Annotated in this window: 16 protein-coding genes and 8 pseudogenes; 16 read left to right on the forward strand and 8 right to left on the reverse strand. The window is 65.3% G+C overall.

Features of this window, described 5'->3' with window-relative positions; all coding sequences use genetic code 11:
- Window positions 1–173 precede the first annotated feature (173 nt).
- From PE067_RS16745 to PE067_RS16770, 6 genes and pseudogenes are all read left to right on the forward strand, one after another.
- A pseudogene (locus PE067_RS16745) lies at window positions 174–553 on the forward strand (TRAP transporter small permease).
- Window positions 550–1,308: pseudogene (locus tag PE067_RS16750) on the forward strand (TRAP transporter large permease subunit); the annotation flags it as partial. The pseudogenes PE067_RS16745 and PE067_RS16750, both read left to right, overlap by 4 nt.
- Window positions 1,292–1,836 (forward strand): annotated as a pseudogene (locus PE067_RS16755) (TRAP transporter large permease subunit). The pseudogenes PE067_RS16750 and PE067_RS16755, both read left to right, overlap by 17 nt.
- 16 nt (window positions 1,837–1,852) lie before the next feature.
- Window positions 1,853–2,768 (forward strand): annotated as a pseudogene (locus PE067_RS16760) (acetaldehyde dehydrogenase (acetylating)).
- Between the two features lie 13 nt (window positions 2,769–2,781).
- Complete coding sequence (locus tag PE067_RS16765; RefSeq protein ID WP_276190838.1) at window positions 2,782–3,255, forward strand: hypothetical protein; 474 nt, start codon at window positions 2,782–2,784, stop codon at window positions 3,253–3,255.
- A 484-nt stretch (window positions 3,256–3,739) separates the two neighbouring features.
- Window positions 3,740–3,820 (forward strand): hypothetical protein, encoded by an 81-nt coding sequence (locus tag PE067_RS16770; protein WP_276190856.1) that lies wholly within the window; start codon window positions 3,740–3,742, stop codon window positions 3,818–3,820.
- 701 nt (window positions 3,821–4,521) lie between these two features.
- On the opposite strand, the gene PE067_RS16775 is transcribed toward PE067_RS16770, so the two are convergent.
- Complete coding sequence (locus tag PE067_RS16775) at window positions 4,522–5,550, reverse strand: proline racemase family protein (protein WP_276190839.1); 1,029 nt, start codon at window positions 5,548–5,550, stop codon at window positions 4,522–4,524.
- Between the two features lie 24 nt (window positions 5,551–5,574).
- A pseudogene (gene hpbA, locus PE067_RS16780) lies at window positions 5,575–7,610 on the reverse strand (N-methyl-L-proline N-demethylase HpbA).
- A 144-nt stretch (window positions 7,611–7,754) separates the two neighbouring features.
- On the opposite strand from hpbA, the pseudogene PE067_RS16785 reads away from it, so the two are divergent.
- The 10 genes and pseudogenes from PE067_RS16785 (at window position 7,755) to PE067_RS16830 (ending at window position 16,013) form a co-directional block, all read left to right on the forward strand.
- Window positions 7,755–8,393 (forward strand): annotated as a pseudogene (locus PE067_RS16785) (TetR/AcrR family transcriptional regulator).
- Entirely contained in the window at window positions 8,390–9,232 is an 843-nt protein-coding gene (locus tag PE067_RS16790; protein ID WP_276190840.1) for a pyrroline-5-carboxylate reductase dimerization domain-containing protein, read from the forward strand. Before PE067_RS16785 ends, PE067_RS16790 begins: the two are co-directional and overlap by 4 nt.
- A 73-nt stretch (window positions 9,233–9,305) precedes the next feature.
- Window positions 9,306–10,304: a glycine betaine ABC transporter substrate-binding protein gene (locus PE067_RS16795; RefSeq protein ID WP_276190841.1), complete on the forward strand. Its 999-nt coding sequence runs from the start codon at window positions 9,306–9,308 to the stop codon at window positions 10,302–10,304.
- A gap of 116 nt (window positions 10,305–10,420) precedes the next feature.
- On the forward strand, window positions 10,421–11,029 hold the full coding sequence (locus PE067_RS16800) for an SDR family NAD(P)-dependent oxidoreductase (protein ID WP_276190842.1): 609 nt from the start codon (window positions 10,421–10,423) through the stop codon (window positions 11,027–11,029).
- The gene (locus PE067_RS16805; protein ID WP_276190843.1) at window positions 10,938–11,327 is read left to right on the forward strand and encodes an SDR family oxidoreductase; all 390 of its coding nucleotides are present in this window, start codon (window positions 10,938–10,940) and stop codon (window positions 11,325–11,327) included. Before PE067_RS16800 ends, PE067_RS16805 begins: the two co-directional genes overlap by 92 nt.
- 492 nt (window positions 11,328–11,819) lie before the next feature.
- Window positions 11,820–12,943, forward strand: a pseudogene (locus PE067_RS16810) (ABC transporter permease).
- Complete coding sequence (locus PE067_RS16815; protein ID WP_276190857.1) at window positions 12,940–13,707, forward strand: ATP-binding cassette domain-containing protein; 768 nt, start codon at window positions 12,940–12,942, stop codon at window positions 13,705–13,707. The pseudogene PE067_RS16810 and the gene PE067_RS16815 overlap by 4 nt, the downstream one beginning before the upstream one ends.
- A gap of 4 nt (window positions 13,708–13,711) precedes the next feature.
- Window positions 13,712–14,992 (forward strand): MlaD family protein, encoded by a 1,281-nt coding sequence (locus PE067_RS16820; RefSeq protein ID WP_276190844.1) that lies wholly within the window; start codon window positions 13,712–13,714, stop codon window positions 14,990–14,992.
- A gap of 8 nt (window positions 14,993–15,000) precedes the next feature.
- Window positions 15,001–15,663 (forward strand): ABC-type transport auxiliary lipoprotein family protein, encoded by a 663-nt coding sequence (locus tag PE067_RS16825; protein WP_276190845.1) that lies wholly within the window; start codon window positions 15,001–15,003, stop codon window positions 15,661–15,663.
- 71 nt (window positions 15,664–15,734) lie between these two features.
- Window positions 15,735–16,013: an SH3 domain-containing protein gene (locus PE067_RS16830; protein WP_276190846.1), complete on the forward strand. Its 279-nt coding sequence runs from the start codon at window positions 15,735–15,737 to the stop codon at window positions 16,011–16,013.
- Here the strand turns inward: PE067_RS16830 and PE067_RS16835 are convergent.
- From PE067_RS16835 to PE067_RS16860, 6 genes and pseudogenes are all read right to left on the reverse strand, one after another.
- The gene (locus PE067_RS16835) at window positions 15,975–16,628 is read right to left on the reverse strand and encodes an FtsX-like permease family protein (RefSeq protein ID WP_276190847.1); all 654 of its coding nucleotides are present in this window, start codon (window positions 16,626–16,628) and stop codon (window positions 15,975–15,977) included. The two genes, PE067_RS16830 and PE067_RS16835, sit on opposite strands and share 39 nt — an antisense overlap.
- On the reverse strand, window positions 16,559–17,170 hold the full coding sequence (locus PE067_RS16840; RefSeq protein WP_276190848.1) for an ABC transporter permease: 612 nt from the start codon (window positions 17,168–17,170) through the stop codon (window positions 16,559–16,561). Before PE067_RS16840 ends, PE067_RS16835 begins: the two co-directional genes overlap by 70 nt.
- A 40-nt stretch (window positions 17,171–17,210) precedes the next feature.
- The gene (locus PE067_RS16845) at window positions 17,211–17,363 is read right to left on the reverse strand and encodes a hypothetical protein (RefSeq protein WP_276190849.1); all 153 of its coding nucleotides are present in this window, start codon (window positions 17,361–17,363) and stop codon (window positions 17,211–17,213) included.
- 48 nt (window positions 17,364–17,411) lie between these two features.
- Window positions 17,412–17,768, reverse strand: a complete 357-nt coding sequence (locus tag PE067_RS16850) for an ATP-binding cassette domain-containing protein (protein WP_346429719.1) — start codon at window positions 17,766–17,768, stop codon at window positions 17,412–17,414.
- A gap of 85 nt (window positions 17,769–17,853) precedes the next feature.
- Window positions 17,854–17,943, reverse strand: a pseudogene (locus PE067_RS16855) (ATP-binding cassette domain-containing protein); the annotation flags it as partial.
- Between the two features lie 77 nt (window positions 17,944–18,020).
- A complete protein-coding gene (locus PE067_RS16860) occupies window positions 18,021–18,218 on the reverse strand; it encodes a hypothetical protein (RefSeq protein ID WP_276190850.1) in 198 nt (65 codons plus the stop codon).
- Window positions 18,219–18,435 lie beyond the last annotated feature (217 nt).

The raw sequence follows: 18,435 nt of genomic DNA on the forward strand, positions 1-18,435 counted from the left end.
ACGACTGCCGGGGCCTTTCATTTCCCCGACGCCGGACACGCGCCCCGCGACCGGCCAGCCGGGAGCATGGGATGTTCAAACTTGTGGATGAACACTTTGAAGAGGCTTTGATCGTCGCGCTGATGGCGGTCATGTCTCTGCTGATCGGATTGCAGATCTTCATGCGCTATGTCATGGGGGCCTCGCTGTCCTGGTCCGGAGGAACTGGCGCGCTATCTGTTCATCTGGGCCACTATCTGGGCATCGCCTATGCGGTGCGCATGGACGCTCATATCCGGGTAGCCATGGTGTCGGACCTGCTGCCCCTGCGGGGCGGGCGGCGCTGCGCGTGCTGACCCATCTGATCTTCGCGGCCTTTGCGGGATATGTCATGTATCAGGGCTGGTTCATGGTGGAAAAAACCTTCCGTTTTGGCCAGAAATCGGCCTCGCTGGGGATTCCGATGGGGCTGGTCTATCTGGCGCCGCTGACCGGGTTTGGCCTTGTCGTGTTGCGGCTGATCCAACGTATCGTGATCGATTTGCGCGCGGCGAAACCGGAGGGTGCAGCATGATCTCGCTGTTGCTGTTCGGCCTGCTGGCGCTACTGTTGCTGCTGTCGGTGCCCATCGCGATCTCGCTTGGCATCGCGTCCACCGTGGCGCTGCTGGTCTCGGGCAAGGTGTCGGGATCCTATGTCCCGCAGGGGCTGGTGACCTCGATCGACAGCTTTCCGCTGATGGCCGTGCCCTTCTTCATCCTTGCCGGCGACCTGATGGGGCAGGGGGGCCTGTCCGCGCGGCTTGTCGCTGTGGGGCGGATGTTCTTTGGCCGCTATACCGGCGGGCTGGCGATCATCGCCGTGGTGACCTGCATGTTCTTTGCCGCCATCTCGGGTTCCGGTCCGGCGACGGTGGCGGCGGTGGGCCTGATCCTGCTGCCGGCGATGGCGCGCGATGGCTATGCCCCCGGCCGCGCCTCTGGCCTGGTGGCCAGCGCCGGGTCGCTTGGCGTCATCATCCCGCCCTCGATACCCATGGTCATCTATGCCACCTCGGCCAATGTCTCGGTTTCGAAGATGTTCATGGCAGGCGTGGTGCCGGGCCTGCTGATCGGTCTGGCGTTGATCCTTTATGCGTGGTTTGACGCCCGCCGCCAGGGTGTCCAGCCCTCGGCCGAGCGCCTGACCGGCCGCCAGAAGCTGCGCATCCTGAACGAGGCGAAATGGGCGCTGCTGGTTCCGTTCATCATTCTGGGCGGCATCTATGGCGGCGTCTTCACCCCGACCGAGGCGGCGGCTGTGGGTGTGATCTATGGCTTTGTCGTCGGTGCAGCTGTCTATCTATCGCGAGATCACCCCCGGCTCGCTTTACCGGCTGCTGGCGGGGTCGGCCCTCACCTCCGCCACGATCATGCTGATCGTTGGCACCGCGACGATCTTTGGCCGCGCATTGGCCATCGAGGGTGTGCCGATGGCGCTGTCCAATGTCATCACCGCGACCATAGATCAGGCCTGGTTGCTGCTGCTGGCCATCAACCTGATCCTGCTGATCGTGGGCACCTTCATGGAGACGATCGCCGCGATCATCATCCTGACGCCGATCCTTTGCCGCTGGCGACTGCGCTTGGCATCAATGCCGAACATTTCGGCATCGTGATGATCGTCAACCTTGCCCTTGGCATGGTGACGCCGCCGGTCGGCGTGAACCTGTTCGTTGCATCGCGCATTTCCGGCAATCCGCTGGAAACGGTGGTCAGAGGCGCGCTTGGCCCGCTTGGGGTGATGCTCGTCCTGCTGCTGCTGATCACCTATATCCCGGCGCTGTCGCTGGGGCTGCCGGCCTTGTTCGGCATGTAAACCGAAGGATTTTTCCATGAGCAAGAAACTTCGGGCCGTCATCATCGGCCCCGGCAATATCGGCACGGACCTGCTGATGAAGATGCAGCGGTCGAACTGGATCGATCCGGTCTGGATGGTCGGCATCGACCCCGAATCCGAGGGCTGAAGGCGCGCCGAGGGCGATGGGCATCAAGACTTGTGCGACCGGCGTGGACGGGGTGCTTGCGCATATCCTGTCCGACGATATCCGCATCGCCTTCGACGCGACCTCGGCCTATGTCCATGCCGAAAACTCACGCAAGCTGAACGAACTGGGCGTGGTGATGGTGGATCTCGACGCCGGCCGCCATCGGCCTGTTCTGCGTCCCGCCGGTGAACCTGGCCCGGCATGCCCGCGAATTGCGGATGAACGTGAACATGGTTACCTGCGGCGGTCAGGCGACGATCCCGATGGCTGCCGCCGTCAGCCGGGTGCAGCCCGTCGCCTATGGCGAGATCGTGGCCTCGGTCTCGTCGCGTTCGGTCGGGCCGGGCACGCGCAAGAACATCGATGAATTCACCCGCACCACCGCCCGCGCCATCGAGGCGGTCGGCGGCGCGAAGAAGGGTAAGGCGATCATCATCGTCAACCCGGCCGAGCCGCCGCTGCTGATGCGCGACACGGTGCATGTGTGCTGACCGAGGACAGCCCCGACGAGGCGAAGATCACCGAAAGCGTTCACGCGATGCTGGACGATGTGCGGACCTATGTGCCCGGCTACAGGCTGGTGAACGGACCGGTCTTTGACGGCAATCGCGTCTCGATCTTCCTTGAGGTCGAGGGGCTGGGGGATTTCCTGCCGAAATATGCTGGCAACCTGGACATCATGACGGCGGCCGCGTTGCGCACCGCCGAACTGTTCGCCGAAGAGGCGGAAAAGGGCAACTTCGTGCTGCCGGAACGTGGCTGAAGGAATGACGGACATGACGAATATCGAAGCCCGCAAGATCACCCTGCATGAGATGAGCCTGCGCGACGGGATGCATCCGCTGCGCCATCAGATGTCGCTGGAACAGATGGTCGCCGTGGCGCGCGCCGCCCGTGGGGCCGGGATCCCGTGGATCGAAGTGATCCCGCGGCGACGGGCTGGGCGATCTCGCCTGCATCACGGTTTCGCGGCGCATGGCGGCGTGGATTATCTGCGCGCGGTGGTGCCGCAGATGAAACAGGCGCGGATCTCGGCCCTGCTGCTGCCGGGGATCGGCACGGTGGACACGCTGAAAGAGGCCATGGATTGCGGCATTTCGGGCAAGTGCGTCGCCGCCGCGGTGCACCGAGGCCGATTGCGCCGAACAGCACATCGCCTATGCCGCCGAGTCCGGGCTGGATACGGTGGGCTTTCTGATGATGGCGCATCTGCGCCAGCCCGGCAAAGCTGGTCGAACAGGCCCTGCTGATGGAAGGCTATGGCGCGGGCACGGTCTATTTGCACCGATCCCGCCGGCTATCTGCTGCCCGATGACGTCACCGCCCGGATCGAGGCCATGCGTGCCGCGCTGCGCCGCGGCAGGCCGGGCTGGGCTTCCACGGGCACCGACAACCTGGGCATGGCAACCGCCAATTCGGTCGCGGCAGTTGGAGGCCGGGGCGAACCGGATCGATGGTGCGCTGGCGGGTCTGGGCGCCGGAGCGGGCAACGCCGCCACGGAACAGCTGGTCGGGGTGTTCAACCCGGTATGGGGGTGGAAACCAGTGGCCGATCTGTTCCAAGTGCATGGACGCGGCCGAGGACCTGGTCGTCCCGATGATGGAGCGCCCGGATCCGCGTCGACCGCAGTTCGCTGATCCTTGGCTACGCAGGGGTCTATTCGTCCTTCCTCCTCTTCGCCGAGCCGGGCCGAGAAGCGTTACGGCGTTCCTGCCCGCGATCTTCTGCTGGAAATGGGGCGGCGCGGTATGGTCGGCGGACAAGAGGACATGATCGAGGATCTGGCCCTGACCATGTCCCGCGCCGGGGCCTGACCGCGCCGGAGGACCTCGATCATGACCCCGGCATAATCTCAAGCTGGGTCAATTTTCGATGGAAAACCCGGGTCAGTTCTGGGTGGAAATCAACACAAAAGGGCAAGGGAAATGGCGGAGGCCCGCTCGCGCAGCGGGCCTCCCTGCACCCTGATCTGTCGCCGTGTATCGGGAAAGGCCGGGAGCGACCGCCGGTCCCTACCATCGTCGGCCTCTACTGCAATCCCTTGTGCGACCAGTTCGTCGGCCGGCCGGATCCGTTCGATGCCAAAGGCCGTCCCAAAAGTGAGGCGGCGACCGGCGGAGCCAATGGTGCTGGTGAGAAATTATCCTTTGATAGTATTTCGCTGGCGCTTCACCAGACTCTTTCCTTCCGGCTCCGTGGTCTCATCGAGCCCACCAGCAGGCTGCATCCTTTGAGACCGAGCGGGCGGAGGCCATCTCGATGGCCGTTGCGCTGATCATGCGGTCGAAGGGGCCGCGATGCGCCCAGTCAAGCGTCCCTGCAGAGCATGGCCATCGCGGCAGTATATGGCGCCACAAGACCGCCTTGTCTGCTCAGGAGCTGAGGCAGCCGAAGACGAACGTCAGCCTCCGGCAGCGGCGCGTTTTCCCGCCCGATGCGGATCGGGCAGCGCGAGCGGGGCAGGGGATATCGGGTCCCCTCGGCCTTGCGAAACGGTGTCCAAATCCTGCCGGGGCTAGATCCCCTCGGGCCGGGTGTCGGACAGGCGATAGCCGGATGGAAAGGGGTCGCCGGGGTCCAGCATCAGCTGGCTGGTGCCCGTGATCCATGCCCGGCCCGAAATCACCGGGCGGATGGCGAGGCGGCCGCCGATCTCTGTTTCGCTGTCGATGTGGCAGCGGAATTCCGTGTTGATGATCGAGCGGCCCAGAAAGCTGTCGCCGACCCGCATCTGGCCCCGCGCATGCAGAACGGCCATCCGCGCCGAACAGCCCGTGCCGGTGGGCGAACGGTCGATCTTGCCCGGACGGATCGCCACGGCATTCCTGCCGGTCAGCACGCCGTTTTCGCGGATGACGGGATCGGTGAACTGGCAGAATGAAATATGGTTCCAGTCGGTTTCCGGGTGGCGGAAACCAAGCTGTTCATTGGCGGCGCGGGTGATGCGCATGCCCGCCTCAGACAGCGCGCGGGCGTTTTCGGGGCGGATGTCGATACCGACCTGCGCGGCCTCGACAATCACGAGACTGTCTCCGCCATAGGCGGTATCGACGCGCAGGCGGCCGAGGCCCAGCACCTCGATTTCCGCATCCAGCCGGTCGGCGAAGCTGGCGACATTGCGCACGGAAACTCGCTGCGCCTTGCCATCCTTGCATTCGGCCTGAACCTCGATCAGCCCGCCGGGCGGTTCCAGCACCATATGGGTCACGGGTTCGACCATCGGGATGATGCCGCTGTCCAGCAACACCGTCGCCACGCAGATCGAATTTGGCCCCGACATGGGGGGCGTATCGGCGGGCTCCATGATGATCCAGCCCATTTGCGCGCGCGGATCCTTGGGCGGGACCAGCAGGTTGACATGGCGAAAGACCCCGCCGCGCGGTTCGTTCAGCACGAAGTTGCGCAGGGTTTCATCCTGCGCGATCCAGCGCGACTGGTCCCAGATGGTCGCGCCGGGGGGCGGGGCGACGCCGCCGACAATGACATCGCCGACCTCGCCCTCGGCATGGCAGGTGACGACATGGATGATTTTCGTGCTGCGCATCGTGGCCCCCTTTGGGTCGCGTGGTTACAGATCCTTGACCAGCCGCAGCGCGTCATAGATCGCCGCATGGGTATTGCGCGCGGCCACCGCATCACCGATGCGGAACAGGCGGAACCTGCCATCCGGGTTCTTGCGCAGATCCTGCAATCCGCCGGTGGTCAGGGCGTCATAATCCACCTCTCCCAGATTCGAGGAAAGGGGTTTGAGGTCGAAATACAGATCATCCAGCGGCCGCGTGCCGTGGTTGACGACGACCTGATCGACCAGCCTGTCGCGGGTCATGTCACCGTAATCGCTGCCAAGCGTGGCGCGCAGCCGGTTGCCGTCGCGCGCCACCGATTGCAGCCGCCATGTCACGGTAAATGTCGTGTCCAGCTTTTGCAGGCTGCGCATGTAGGGGACCAGATTCATCGCCATCACCTCGGGCGAAAAGGCGCGGTCGGGGGTGACGATTTCCACGCGGGCCCCGGTTTTCGCGATCAGATCGGCGGCCTGCAGCGCGGCATGATCGCCCGCATCATCAAAGATCAACACGTTCTGGCCCGGTTTCACATCGCCCGACAGGATATCCCATGCCGAACAGACCAGATCATTGCCATCCGTCAGCACCTGAGTATGGGGCAGGCCGCCGGTGGCGATGACGACCTCGTCCGGGTTGGTCGAAAGCACATCAGATTCATCGGCGAAGGTGTTGAAATGAAAGGTGACGCCGTGCTTGTCACACATCGCCTGACGCCATGCGATGATGGAAATCATCTCGCGGCGGCGTTCGGTCAGCGCGGTCAGGCGGATCTGGCCGCCGGGCTGGTCGGCGGCCTCGAACACGGTCACGGCATGGCCGCGTTCGGCGGCGACGCGCGCGGCCTCCATCCCCGCCGGGCCTGCGCCGACGATGGTGATGCGCTTTTGCGCGGGCGCCGCCGGGATCGTATGCGGCATGGTTTCCTCGCGCCCGGTGGCGGCATTGTGCAGGCAAAAGGCCATGCCGCCCTGGATGATCCGGTCGAGGCAATAGTTCGCGCCGACGCAGGGGCGGATGTCGTCCTCGCGCCCCTCGATCACCTTGCGGACCAGATGGGGGTCGGCCATATGCGCCCGCGTCATCCCCACCATATCCAGCAGGCCCGAGGCGATGGCGTGGCGCGCGGTCGGCACATCGGGGATTTTCGCGGCATGGAAGGTCGGGAAATTCGTGGCCTTGCGGATCGCGCCCGCGAATTCCAGATGCGGGCGTTGCGCATCCCCTGCACCGGGATCACATCGGTCAGCCCGGCATCGGTGTCGATATGGCCGCGCACCACGTTCAGGAAATCGACCAGCCCGCTGTCTTTCAACATATGCGAGACCGCCATCCCTTCGTCTGCCGTCATGCCGCCGGGCCGCATCTGATCGCCCTGCATGCGCAGGCCAAGGATGAAATCCGGCCCGCAGCGGTCCTTGATCGCGCGCAGCACATCCATCGTGAAGCGCAGGCGGTTTTCCAGACTGCCGCCATAGGGTGCATCCAGATCATTGGTCAGCGGCGACCAGAACTGTTCCAGCAGATGGCCGTAGGCCTCCAGCTCGATCCCGTCGACGCCCGCGGCCTTCATGCGTTCGGCGGCATCGGCGAAATCGGTGATGATGCGGGCGATGTCCCAATCCTCGATCCGCTTGGGAAAGGCGCGATGCGCGGCTTCGCGTTCATGGCTGGGGGCGACGACCGGCAGCCAGTCGGCCTTGTCCCAACGGGTGCGGCGGCCCAGATGGGTCAGCTGGATCATCACCGCCGCGCCGTGATCGTGGCATTCATCGACCAGCTTTTTCATCCAGCCGACGACCTCGTCCTTCCACGCAAGGATGTTGTTGAAGACCGGCGGGCTGTCGCGCGAGATCGAGGCGGACCCCGCCGTCATCGTCAGCGCGACGCCCGCCCTGGCGCGTTCGACGTGATAGGCGCGGTAACGGTCCTTGGGCATGCCGTCCTCGGGATAGGCCGGTTCGTGGCTGGTGATCATGATCCGGTTGCGAAGCGTCAGGTGCTTCAGCTGATAGGGCTGCAATAGGGGATCGTTCGACATCTCGGCTGCCTTTCCACGGGTGCTGGCGCAAAGGCTGGCGGAAATGTTCATATGTGTCAATTAAAAGTTCATGACTGTTTCCCGCGCGGACACATTTGCACATTCTGCTTGCAGGGCGGCGCGGCATCGGGCTAGCCTTGCCCCATGGCGGAACAGGCAATCATCGAATCCGGGTGGCGCGGCTCGCCCGATGGCTGGCTGGAAGCGGCCTATGAGGCGCTGATCGACGGCGGCGTCGATGCGGTCAAGATCATGCCGCTGGCCAACCGCCTGAAACTGTCGCGGACCAGCTTTTACTGGTTTTCAGGACCGCGAGGAATTGCTGGCCGCGCTGGCCCGGCGCTGGCACGACACGACGACCGAGCCGCTGATGCAGGCCGCGCGCGCCTATGCCGAATCGCGGGCCGAGGCGCTGCTGAATGTCATCGGCTGTTTTCTTCCCGCCGGCGGTTTCGATCTGCGGCTGGAATTCGCGCTGCGCAGTTGGGCCCTGCAGGATGCGGGGATCATGGCGCAGGTCCAGCAGGCGGATGCGCTGCGGCTGGAAACGCTTGGCGCGCTGCTGGCGCATTGGGGCTGCGAACGGCAGGATGCCGATGTCCGCGCCCGCACCATCTATCTGGTGCAGATCGGCTATATCTCGATGCAGGTGGACGAACCCTTGTCCCTGCGGATGAGCCGGATTCGAATTACGTTGAAATCTATGGCGATTGCACGCCCGAACCGCGCGAACTGGCCCGGTTCCACGCCCGCCACGGCTATATCGAAGGGGAAACGCCATGAAGATCGGCATCATCGGGGCAACGGGTTGGCTGGGTTCCGCCTTGGGATCGCGGCTGCTGTCGCAAGGCGTGGTCGCGCCCGCCGATCTGGCGGTGCTGAACCGGTCCGGGCCGCGCGATGATTATTTCGGCCATCGCGGCGTGATCTGGGCGCGCGACGTGGCCGATCTGGTCGCGCGTTCGGATGTCATCGTGGTGTCGGTGCGCCCGCAGGACTGGCCCGCGCTGGCGCTGTCGGCGCCGGGCAGGCTGGTCATTTCCTTCATGGCGGGGGTGCCGCTGGACCGGATCGGGCGTTCGGGCGCGCGGGTCGTGCGGGCGATGCCGAATGCGGCGGCCGAAACCGGCAATTCCTATTCGCCGTGGTTTGCCGGGCCGGGCGTCACCGATGCCGACAAGCAGACCGTCACCCGCGTGCTGTCGGCCATCGGCACATCGGACGAGCTGACCGGGGAAAAGCAGATCGACCTGATGACCGCGCTGCCGGGGTCGGGGTCGGCCTATCCGGCGCTGATGGCGGTGGCGATGACCGAATACATGCGCGGCTACGGCGTGCCCGATCATGTCGCCTTCAAGGCGGTCGAGGCCGCCGTGGTCGATGGCGCCGCCATGCTGGCCGGGCGCATCGACAAGGCGCCCGAGATGGTCGCGGCCTATGTCGATTATCAGGGCACCACAGCGGCGGGCATCGCCACCGCCGAAGCCAGCGGTTTTTCGGCGGCGATCCGCGCCGCGCTGGATGCCGCCGCCGACAAGGCGCGCGCGCTTGGGCAAGACGGTCCGGCAGAAAACGGGCCAGCAGGATACGGGGACGGGCCGGCACAAGACGGTCGGGCCTGATCCTTGGGGGCCGTCCGTGCCTTCGCGGCGCACGGGCAGGGCCGTCATAACCGCCGCGACAGGGAAGCAAGACATGAAGAAACGCCATCTTTCGACAGCCGCCTTCGTTTCGGTGATGGGGCTTTCGGGCGCCGCATGGGCCGAATGCGGCAACCTGACCATCGCCAGCATGAGCTGGCAAAGCGCCGAGGTTCTGGCCGCGATGGATCAGTTCATCCTGAACAACGGCTATGGCTGCAACGCGGAAATCTTGGTCAGCGACACGGTGCCCGCGATCACGTCACTGGTGGAAAAGGGCCAGCCCGAAATCGTCCCCGAGGCATGGGTCGACCTGGTCCCCGACGTCTTTGCATCCGGCATGGCGGACGGGCGCATCGTGCAGTTGAGCCGGTCGCTGTCGGATGGCGGGCAACAGGGCTGGTTCGTGCCGAAATACATGGTCGATGCCAATCCCGAACTGGCCACCATCGACGGCGTTCTGGCCCATCCCGAACTGTTCCCCGCCCCCGAGGATTCCTCGAAAGGCGCGATCTATAACGGTCCCGAAGGCTGGGGCGGCACCATCGTGACGAACCAGCTGGCCAATGCGTTCGACGTCGAGGGCAAGGGCTTTACCGTCGTCAGCACCGGCTCTGCCGCCGCGCTGGATGGCTCGATGGCCAAGGCCTATGAACAGCAGGCGCCATGGCTGGGCTTTTACTGGGCGCCGACCTCCCTGCTGGGGAAATACGACATGGTCCGCGTCGACATGGGCATGGAAACCGATATGGACGAATGGAAACGCTGCACCTCGGTCGCGGATTGCCAGGACCCGAAACCCAACGCCTTCCCGCGCGACAATGTGTTTACGCTGGTCTCCAAACCGTTTTCGGAAGCCGCCGATCCGCAGGTCATCGACTATATGACCAAGCGGACCTGGACCAACGACACGGTCAACAAGCTGATGGCCTGGATGTCGGACAATCAGGCCACGGGCGAAGACGGGGCGAAATACTTCCCGCAGGAAAACCCCGAGATGTGGGAACCCCGGGTCACGCCCGAGGCCGCCGAAAAGATCAAGGCGGCACTGTAACCGGACCCGCAACGCGCGCGCGGCAAGACATCCGGCAGGGATGGGGGCAGGGCATTGCCTTTGCCGCGCGCCGCATTCACCCTGAGCCGGAAGGGATACGGGGAAGGGCATGGACCATGACGAAAATCGGCAAGACCTGCATCGTGACCGGCGGCGGTCGCGGCATGGGGGCCGCGATTGCGCGGGAAATGGCGGCGCGGGGCTATGATCTGGTGCTGATGTCGCCCTCGGACAGCTGCGAGAAACTGGCCGCCGAACTGGGCGGCGCTGCGCGGCGCGGCGTCAGCCAAAGCGCGGAGGACCTGCGCGCCATCACCGATCTGGCGATGGCCACCCATGGCCGCATCGACGCCGTGCTGAACCACACCGGCGGCCCGCCCAAGGGCGACCTGCTGGATATAACCGACGAAGACTGGATCCGCGGCAATGAGATGGTCGTCCTGTCGGTCGTGCGCATGGCCCGTCTGGTGACGCCGGTCATGCAGGCGCAGGGCGGCGGTTCGATCGTCAACGTCACATCCTATGCCGCGTTCGAACCGTCGCTGATGTTTCCGACCTCGGGCGTCTATCGCACGGCGGTATCATCCTTTGCCATGCTCGTATTCGGACCGCTACGGCCCCGACAATATCCGCATGAACTGCCTGCTGCCCGGCTTTACCGACAGTCTGGATGTCGGAAGGTTCGGCGATCTGGCGGCGCTGAAACGCATCGGCCGGGTCGATGAACAGGCCAGGGCCGCGGCCTTCCTGCTGAGCGATGACAGCAGCTATATCACCGGCCAGAGCCTGCGCGTCGATGGCGGCCTGACCCGGCACATCTGGAGCGGGCAGCAGGTCGGGCGGCGCGTCAGGTCGGCCAGCTATGGCCGGGGCGGAATTTCCGGTCGTCCACGGAACGCGGGTCGATATCCAGCGCGCGGGCGACCTCGGCCTTGGTGGCATAGGATGCGGTGGCGTGGGAATTTGTCCGCATCTGGCGATGGCGGCCGATGCCATAGGCGCCGGGTTCGTTTTTCTTGGTGATGATCTGGTCGGGATGGGCGGCTTCGCCGCCAAAGCCCTCATCCTCGAAATCAATGGTCTGGATGGTGGTGACGTTGCGCGTGGCGATATCGTCCAGATCATAGGCGATCAGCAGCGCGCCATCGGAAATGCGCTTGTTCGGGCGATAGCCGTTCCTGCCCTCCATGCGGAAAATCCATGTCGCCGCACCGTTATGCGACACCAGCCCGGCGGCAATCGCGGCATCGGCGAATTCGCGGGGCACCCAACGGTAGAAACGTGGCATGAAATCTCCTGATGCTGAAATGCGGACAGGTTGGGCGGGAATGGTGACGGTTTCAAGACTTTCGCGCGGTGCGGGGCCAATCGCCGGGCCTTCGGCGAATCCTCGCACAGGCGGTGGGGCCTTGGGCCGGTGACGCGGCGCGCATCCATTTGACATGGCAGCCTTTCCGGGGGATGCATCGGGGGCAACCAGCCCGCGCGGCGGCCACAGGGACACGGAGCATGACCATGGATGCGATGCCACAGCCTGACCTGCGCGCCGAAACCGGCGACGGTCTGCTGCGGCTCAGCGGCGATCTGGTGGTCTGGACGCTGGACACCGCCCCGGCAGAGCCCGCCCCCGGATCGAGTTGTCGGGGCTGACGCGGCTGGACACCGCCGGGGCGCATTGGCTGATCCGCGCGCGGGACGGCGGCGCCACGCTGGACGGGTTGTCGCCCCTGCATGGCGAATTGCTGGAATCGGTCGCCCGCGCCCTGCCGGTGCCGGACCCGGTGCCCGAACCGCAACCCGGCTGGCGCTGCCTTCTGGAAGGGCTGGGCCGGCGCGTGATGTCGGGTCTGGGCTATTTCCGCGAGCTTGCGGAGTATCTGGGCCGCTTTCTGGCGGCGCTGGCGCGGGGCTTGCGCCATCCGTCGCAATTCCGCCTGACCTCGCTGGTCTGGCACTGTCAGGAAACCGGGCTGAGGGCGGTGCCCATCGTCTTTGTCATGTCATTCCCGATCGGGGTCGTGCTGGCCTTTCAGGGCGCCAGCCAGTTGCAGCAATTCGGGGCCGAGGTCTTTGTCGTCGACCTGATCGCCATCGCCGTCCTGCGCGAACTGGGCATCCTGCTGGCCGCCATCGTGGTCGCGGGGCGCACGGCATCGGCGCTGACCGCATCCATCGGGTCGATGAAATGCGCGAGGAAATCGACGCCATGCGCACGCTTGGCCTTGATCCCGACATGGTGCTGGTGCTGCCGCGTATCCTGGCGCTGGTGCTGATGCTGCCGATCCTGGGGCTGGTCGCCGACCTGGCCGGCTTGCTTGGCGGAGGCGATCATGTCATGGATCGAACTGGGCATTTCGCCCTCGATGTTCCTGACGCGGCTGTCGGATATCAGCGTCAACCATGTCATCATCGGGCTGGTCAAGGCGCCGGTCTTTGCCGTCATCATCGGCGTCGTCGGCTGTCAGGCCGGGGATGAAGGTCGGCAAGGATGCGGAATCGCTTGGCGCGAAAAACATCCTCGGCCGTGGTGAATGCGATCTTGTGCCGTGATTATCGCCGATGCGCTGTTTTCGATCTTTTTCGCCGAGGTCGGGGATATGACCGCCGCGCCCGAAAATCCGTCACCCCGAAAAACCTGATCGAGGTGCGCGGGTTGCGCACGCAACCCGGCGACCATGTCGTCCATGACGGGCTGGATCTGGACCTGCGGCGGGGCGAGATTCTGGGCGTGGTCGGCGGATCGGGCACCGGAAAATCGGTGCTGCTGCGCGAAATCGTCGGGCTGATCCGGCCCGCCGCCGGGACCGTGCGGGTCTTTGGCAAGGATATCCGCGCGCTGTCGCCCGCCGAGCGCCGGGCGATCGAATTGCGTTGGGGCGTGATGTTTCAGGACGGCGCGCTGTTTTCCGCCCTGACCGTGCGCGAAAATGTCGAGGTTCCGTTGCAGGCCGTCCCCGGCCTGTCGGATCGGGACCGCGCCGCGCTGGCCGAACTCAAGGTGTCCATGGCGGGGCTGCCGTGGAACGCCAATGCCAAGGTGCCCGCCGATCTGTCGGGGGGGATGCGCAAGCGCGCGGGGCTGGCGCGGGCGCTGGCACTGGACCCGGAAATCGTCTTTCTGGACGAACCGACGGCGGGGCTGGATCCGATCGGCGCCGCTGCCTTCGACCGGCTGATCGTCAGCCTGCGCGACACGATGAACCTGTCGGTCTTTCTGGTCACGCATGATCTGGATACGCTGCATGTCTGTTGCGACCGCATCGCGGTGCTGGCCGAAAAACAGGTGCTGGTCACCGGCACCATGGCCGAGATGCTGAACGTCGATCACCCTTGGGTGCATGAATATTTCCACGGGCCGCGCGCCCGTGCCGCGCTGGAAAACGCCGACCGGGACAAGGGGTAGGGTCATGGAAACAAAAGCGAATTACGCCCTGATCGGAGGTTTTGCCATTGCCGGATTCTCGGGCATTCTGGGCTTTCTGATGTGGTTCGCGAAATTGCAGGTGGACCGGCAGTTCGCCTATTACGACATCTATTTCACCGAGGTCACGGGTCTGAGCGTGTCGTCGCAGGTCCAGTTCGCGGGCCTCAGCGTCGGCAAGGTCATCGACATGCAGCTTGCCCCGCAGGGCGCGGCCCCGGTCCGCGTCCGGGTCGAGGTGGCCGAGGATACGCCGGTGCGCAGCGATTCCAGCGCCTCGCTGTCGGTGCAGGGGGTAACGGGGGTGGCGAATATCGCGATCATGCCGGGCAGCCGCAGCGCCCCGCTGCTGCGCGAGTCGTCGCCCGATCCGGTGCCGGTGATCCCGGCCAGCCGCTCGGCCTTGCAGACGCTCAGCGACGAAGGGCCGGAAATGATCGCGCGGCTGAACACCGTGGCGCAGCAGCTGACCGAATTGCTGGGCGATGAAAACCAGACCCGCGTGCATAACATCCTCGACAATGTCGAACGCTCCAGCGGCAATCTGGACAAGGCGATGGCCGATATTTCCGCCGCGACCGATGCCATCGGCACCGCCGCGGACGGCATCGCGGCCTTTGGCGGCAAGGTCGAAGGTTTAAGCGATACGGCCGATACGGCGTTGAAAAAGTTCACGGAAACCGCAACGACCGCCGACACCACCCTGCAATCGGCCAGCGCCGCGCTGGACGAGGTGCGCAGCTATGTCGCGGGCGATCTGGCCGGGCTGACGCAAAAGCTGGACGGGGTCGCGGGCACATTGCAGACCGATCTGGCCCGGCTTGTCGACCGGGCCGATACGACATTCGACAATCTGGATTCCGCGCTGGAGGTGGGCAAGGTCACGCTGGCATCAGCCCGGGCGCATTCGAAGAGCGCCGACCGCATCATGAACACCGATCTGGGACCGGTGATTGCGGATCTGCGGGTGACGCTTGGCACGCTGAACGAGGCGATTTCCAGCGTCTCGGGCGATCTGCCGGACATCACCGGGCGGCTGCGCGATGCCGCCGACAGCGCCGATGCGGCCTTTACCGCGCTGCGGCAGATGGTGGACGGCGCGCGCGCGCCGGTGCAGGCTTTCGCCCGCGACGCCCTGCCGCAATTCACGCGCCTGTCGTCGGACCTGCGCGGGCTGGTCGATAACGTCAACCAGCTTGTCACCGCCCTGCGCCGCAATCCGTCGCAGGTCTTTACCGGGCCGCGCGCCCCTGAATTCCGCCGTTGAGGTATCACATGCACCTGTCAAACCTGCGCATTGCCCCCCGTATTGCTTCCCGCATTGCCCCCGCCGCCCTGCTGGCCGCGACCCTGTTCCTGCCCGGTTGCGCCGCGCTGAAGATGTTGCAGGGCGAACCCGACCGCGATGTCTTTGAACTGCGCACGCCCCCGGCGGGCGGGGCGGATTGCGGGCGTTCGCGCGTGGCGGAACTGGTGATAGAGCTGCCCAAGACGCGCGGCACGCTGGACAGCGAACGCATCATGATCCGGCCGTCCGCCCTGCAGACGCAATATCTGCCGGATGCGGTCTGGGGCGATACGGTGCCGGTGACGCTGCAGCGGCTGCTGGTGGACAGTCTGGGCCGCACCAATGCCTTTACCCATGTCGGCCGCGCGCCTCTGGGCACGGCGGGCGATTATGCCGTCATCAGCGAGATCCGCGATTTCAACGCCGAGGTCGCGGGCAAGGGTGCCATCGTCCGGCTGGCCGTCGATGCCCAGATGGTGCGCGAAATGGATGCCAGCGTGGTCACGCGGGGCAGTTCGCGGCCTCGGCCGAATCGCCCTCGACCCGGACCGAGGATCCCCGCCTTTGATGCCGCCAGCCAGCAGCTTGTCGCGCAGATGACCGAATGGGGGCTGCGCGGGGTCGGGATCAATCCGGCCTCCTGCCGCTAACCTAGGGTCTTGGGCGCTGTCATTTCCCGTGGCGGTGTCGTAAGAAAGACGAAACGGATTCAGGTCAGGTCATGCGTCATCATTTTACCGCTCTTTTCGCCCTTTTGATCGTCGCCGGATGTGCGGCGGGTGCCGGTGTCGTGGTCAAGGGGGCCGGGCCGGACGATCTGCTGAAGTTGCGCGAAGGCTCCGGCCTGAACTACAACATCATTGTCGGCCTGCCTGACGGAACCCGGCTGACGCGCCACAACTGCATGACGAACAACGGCAAATCGTGGTGCCGGGTCTCGCTGGCGGCGAAGCCCGGCGTTTCAGGCTATGTTTCGGCGGATTACCTGTCGGCACCGTGATGGCGCCGTGATGGCGCCGCAGGTCGGCCCTTGGACAGCGCCACCACCGGGTCCAGCGCTTGACGCCGACCGGGCGGGCAGAAAGCCAAAGATCACGCCGATCATGGTCGAGCTGGCAATCGCCGCGATGATCGAATCCGTCGAATAGACCAGCCGGAAACTGCCCCCCAGCCTGTCGAAGAACAAGCCGAAGCCAAGCGCCGCGGCACCGTCGCCCAGCACGCCGCCGATCGTGCACACCAGCACCGCCTCGATCAGGAATTGCTGCATGATGTCGGATTGCCGCGCACCGACCGCCATGCGCACGCCGATTTCGGCGACACGTTCGGACACGGACACCAGCATGATGTTCATCACGCCGATCCCGCCGACCATCAGCGAAATCACCGCGATCGCCGCGATCAGCAGGGTCATGGTCTGCGTGGTCGAGGTGATGGTCTGGCGGATTTCATCGGTGTTGATGATAAAGAAATCCTGCGTGCCGTGGCGCTGCGTCAGAAAGCGCGTCACCGATTGCTGGGCGATGGCCGTGTCCACATCGTCGCTCACCCGGACCGTGATGCTGCTGAGGCTGGTCGAGGCCAGAAACCGCGCCTGCACCGTCGTATAGGGCACGTAAAGCGACAGGTTCCCCCGCTCCCCGGACCGCGCTGCGGGACCGATGCGACGCCGACGATGCGCAGCAGCACGTTATTGGCGAGGATCACCTGACCGATGGGATCGTCGGTGGCATTCGGGAACAGGCTGGTTCTGGTGTTTTCGTCGATCACCACCTCTTGCGCCGCATCTGCTGCGCACCGCCTGCGCGTCGAAGGCCCGGCCCGTGGTGATCGTGGCGCCGGTGGTGTTGGAAATAGCCCTCTCCGACGCCGCTGATCTGGGCGTTGACCGCGTCTCGATCCGTGGCGCGCCGTCGCGCTGGTCGACACCGATGGCGTCACGGCGGCGACAAAGGGCTGGCGGCCAAGCGCATCGGCATCATCGACGACCAGCGTGGTGATCCGCCCCGACCGCATGTCACCGAAATCGCGGCCCGGATAAATCTCCAGCGTATTCGTGCCGAGGCTGGAGATATTCCGCAACACCTGCTGTTGCGAGCCCTGCCCAAGCGCGACCACCGGCACGACCGAGGCGATGCCGATAATGATCCCCAGCATGGTCGGTGAAAGCTGCGCAGCTTGTGCGCCCACATGGAAATCAGCGCCATGCGCAGCGCACCTCGGTCAGGCGAAGGCGTGCGCCGCCGATCAGGTTGCGCCCCTGCCGCCGGTTGGCGACCGTGGCGGGCGCGGCGCCGGTCGGGCGGGTCTGGCGGTCCGGACAGGATGCGGCCGTCCAGCTGATTTCCAAATGATGCGTTCGGCGCGTTCGGCGGCGTACATGCATCGTGGGTGACGATCACGACCGTCCGCCCTCGGCATGGATTTCGTCCAGGATTTCCAGCACCTGCTGGCCGCTTGCTGTCCAGCGCGCCGGTCGGTTCGGCTCGGCCAGCACGACGCTGGCATCGTTCATCAGCGCCCGCGCGATGGACACCCGCTGTTGCTGCCCGCCCGACAACTGGCCGGGGCGGTTGGCCGTGCGCTCTGCCATGCCAAGCCGCGCCAGCAGCGCCCCCGCGCGCCCGCGCCGCGAGGCGGGCGTTTCCGAGGCATAGATCGCCGGGATCTCGACATTGGACAGCGCGCTGAGTTCCGGCAGCAGGTAGTAGCGCTGGAAGATGAAGCCAAAGCGTTCGCGGCGCAGCGCGGCCAGCGCGTCGGGACCAAGCCGGGCGGTTTCCGCCCTCGACCCGGTAGCTGCCGGCGGTCGGGCGGTCCAGCAGGCCGATGATGTTCATCAGCGTCGATTTCCCCGACCCCGAGGCCCCGACAATGGCCACGAATTCGCCGCGCCGGATGGTCAGGTCGACGCCATGCAGCACCGTCACCGACCCGCCCCCGAAGGGTACTCGCGCCGGATCCCGCTGAGTTCGACCAAGGGAGCCTTGTCCATGCCGCGCGCCCCCTAGAACCCGAACGGCTCGCGCGGACGACGCCCGCCACCCAGGGCGGCGGCCATCGCGCCGGAGGCCTCGCCGGTGACGACCTGATCGCCTTCGGACAGCCCGTCCAGCACCTCGGCCACGACCTTGTCGTCCAGACCGATGCGGATATTGCGCGTCTCGATCGCCGCCCCGGCGGACCCGGACCGTATAGCTGCCATCGGGCTGGCGGTCGCCAAGGGCGGTGACCGGGATCAGCAGCGCATCATCGGCGCTGCCGATGACGATATGGACCTGCGCCGTCATATAGGTGCGCAGATGGCCGTCGGTGTTCGGAATGTCGAAAATCCCGTTGTAATAGATCGCCGACGAGGAGGTGCTGTCACACGAGTATGGAAGTCGTTCTTTAACCTTAGTAATACGTAACTGAACGAAGTA

It is taken from the genome of Paracoccus sp. DMF-8, assembly GCF_029309835.1.
In the GTDB taxonomy this organism is placed as follows: domain Bacteria; phylum Pseudomonadota; class Alphaproteobacteria; order Rhodobacterales; family Rhodobacteraceae; genus Paracoccus.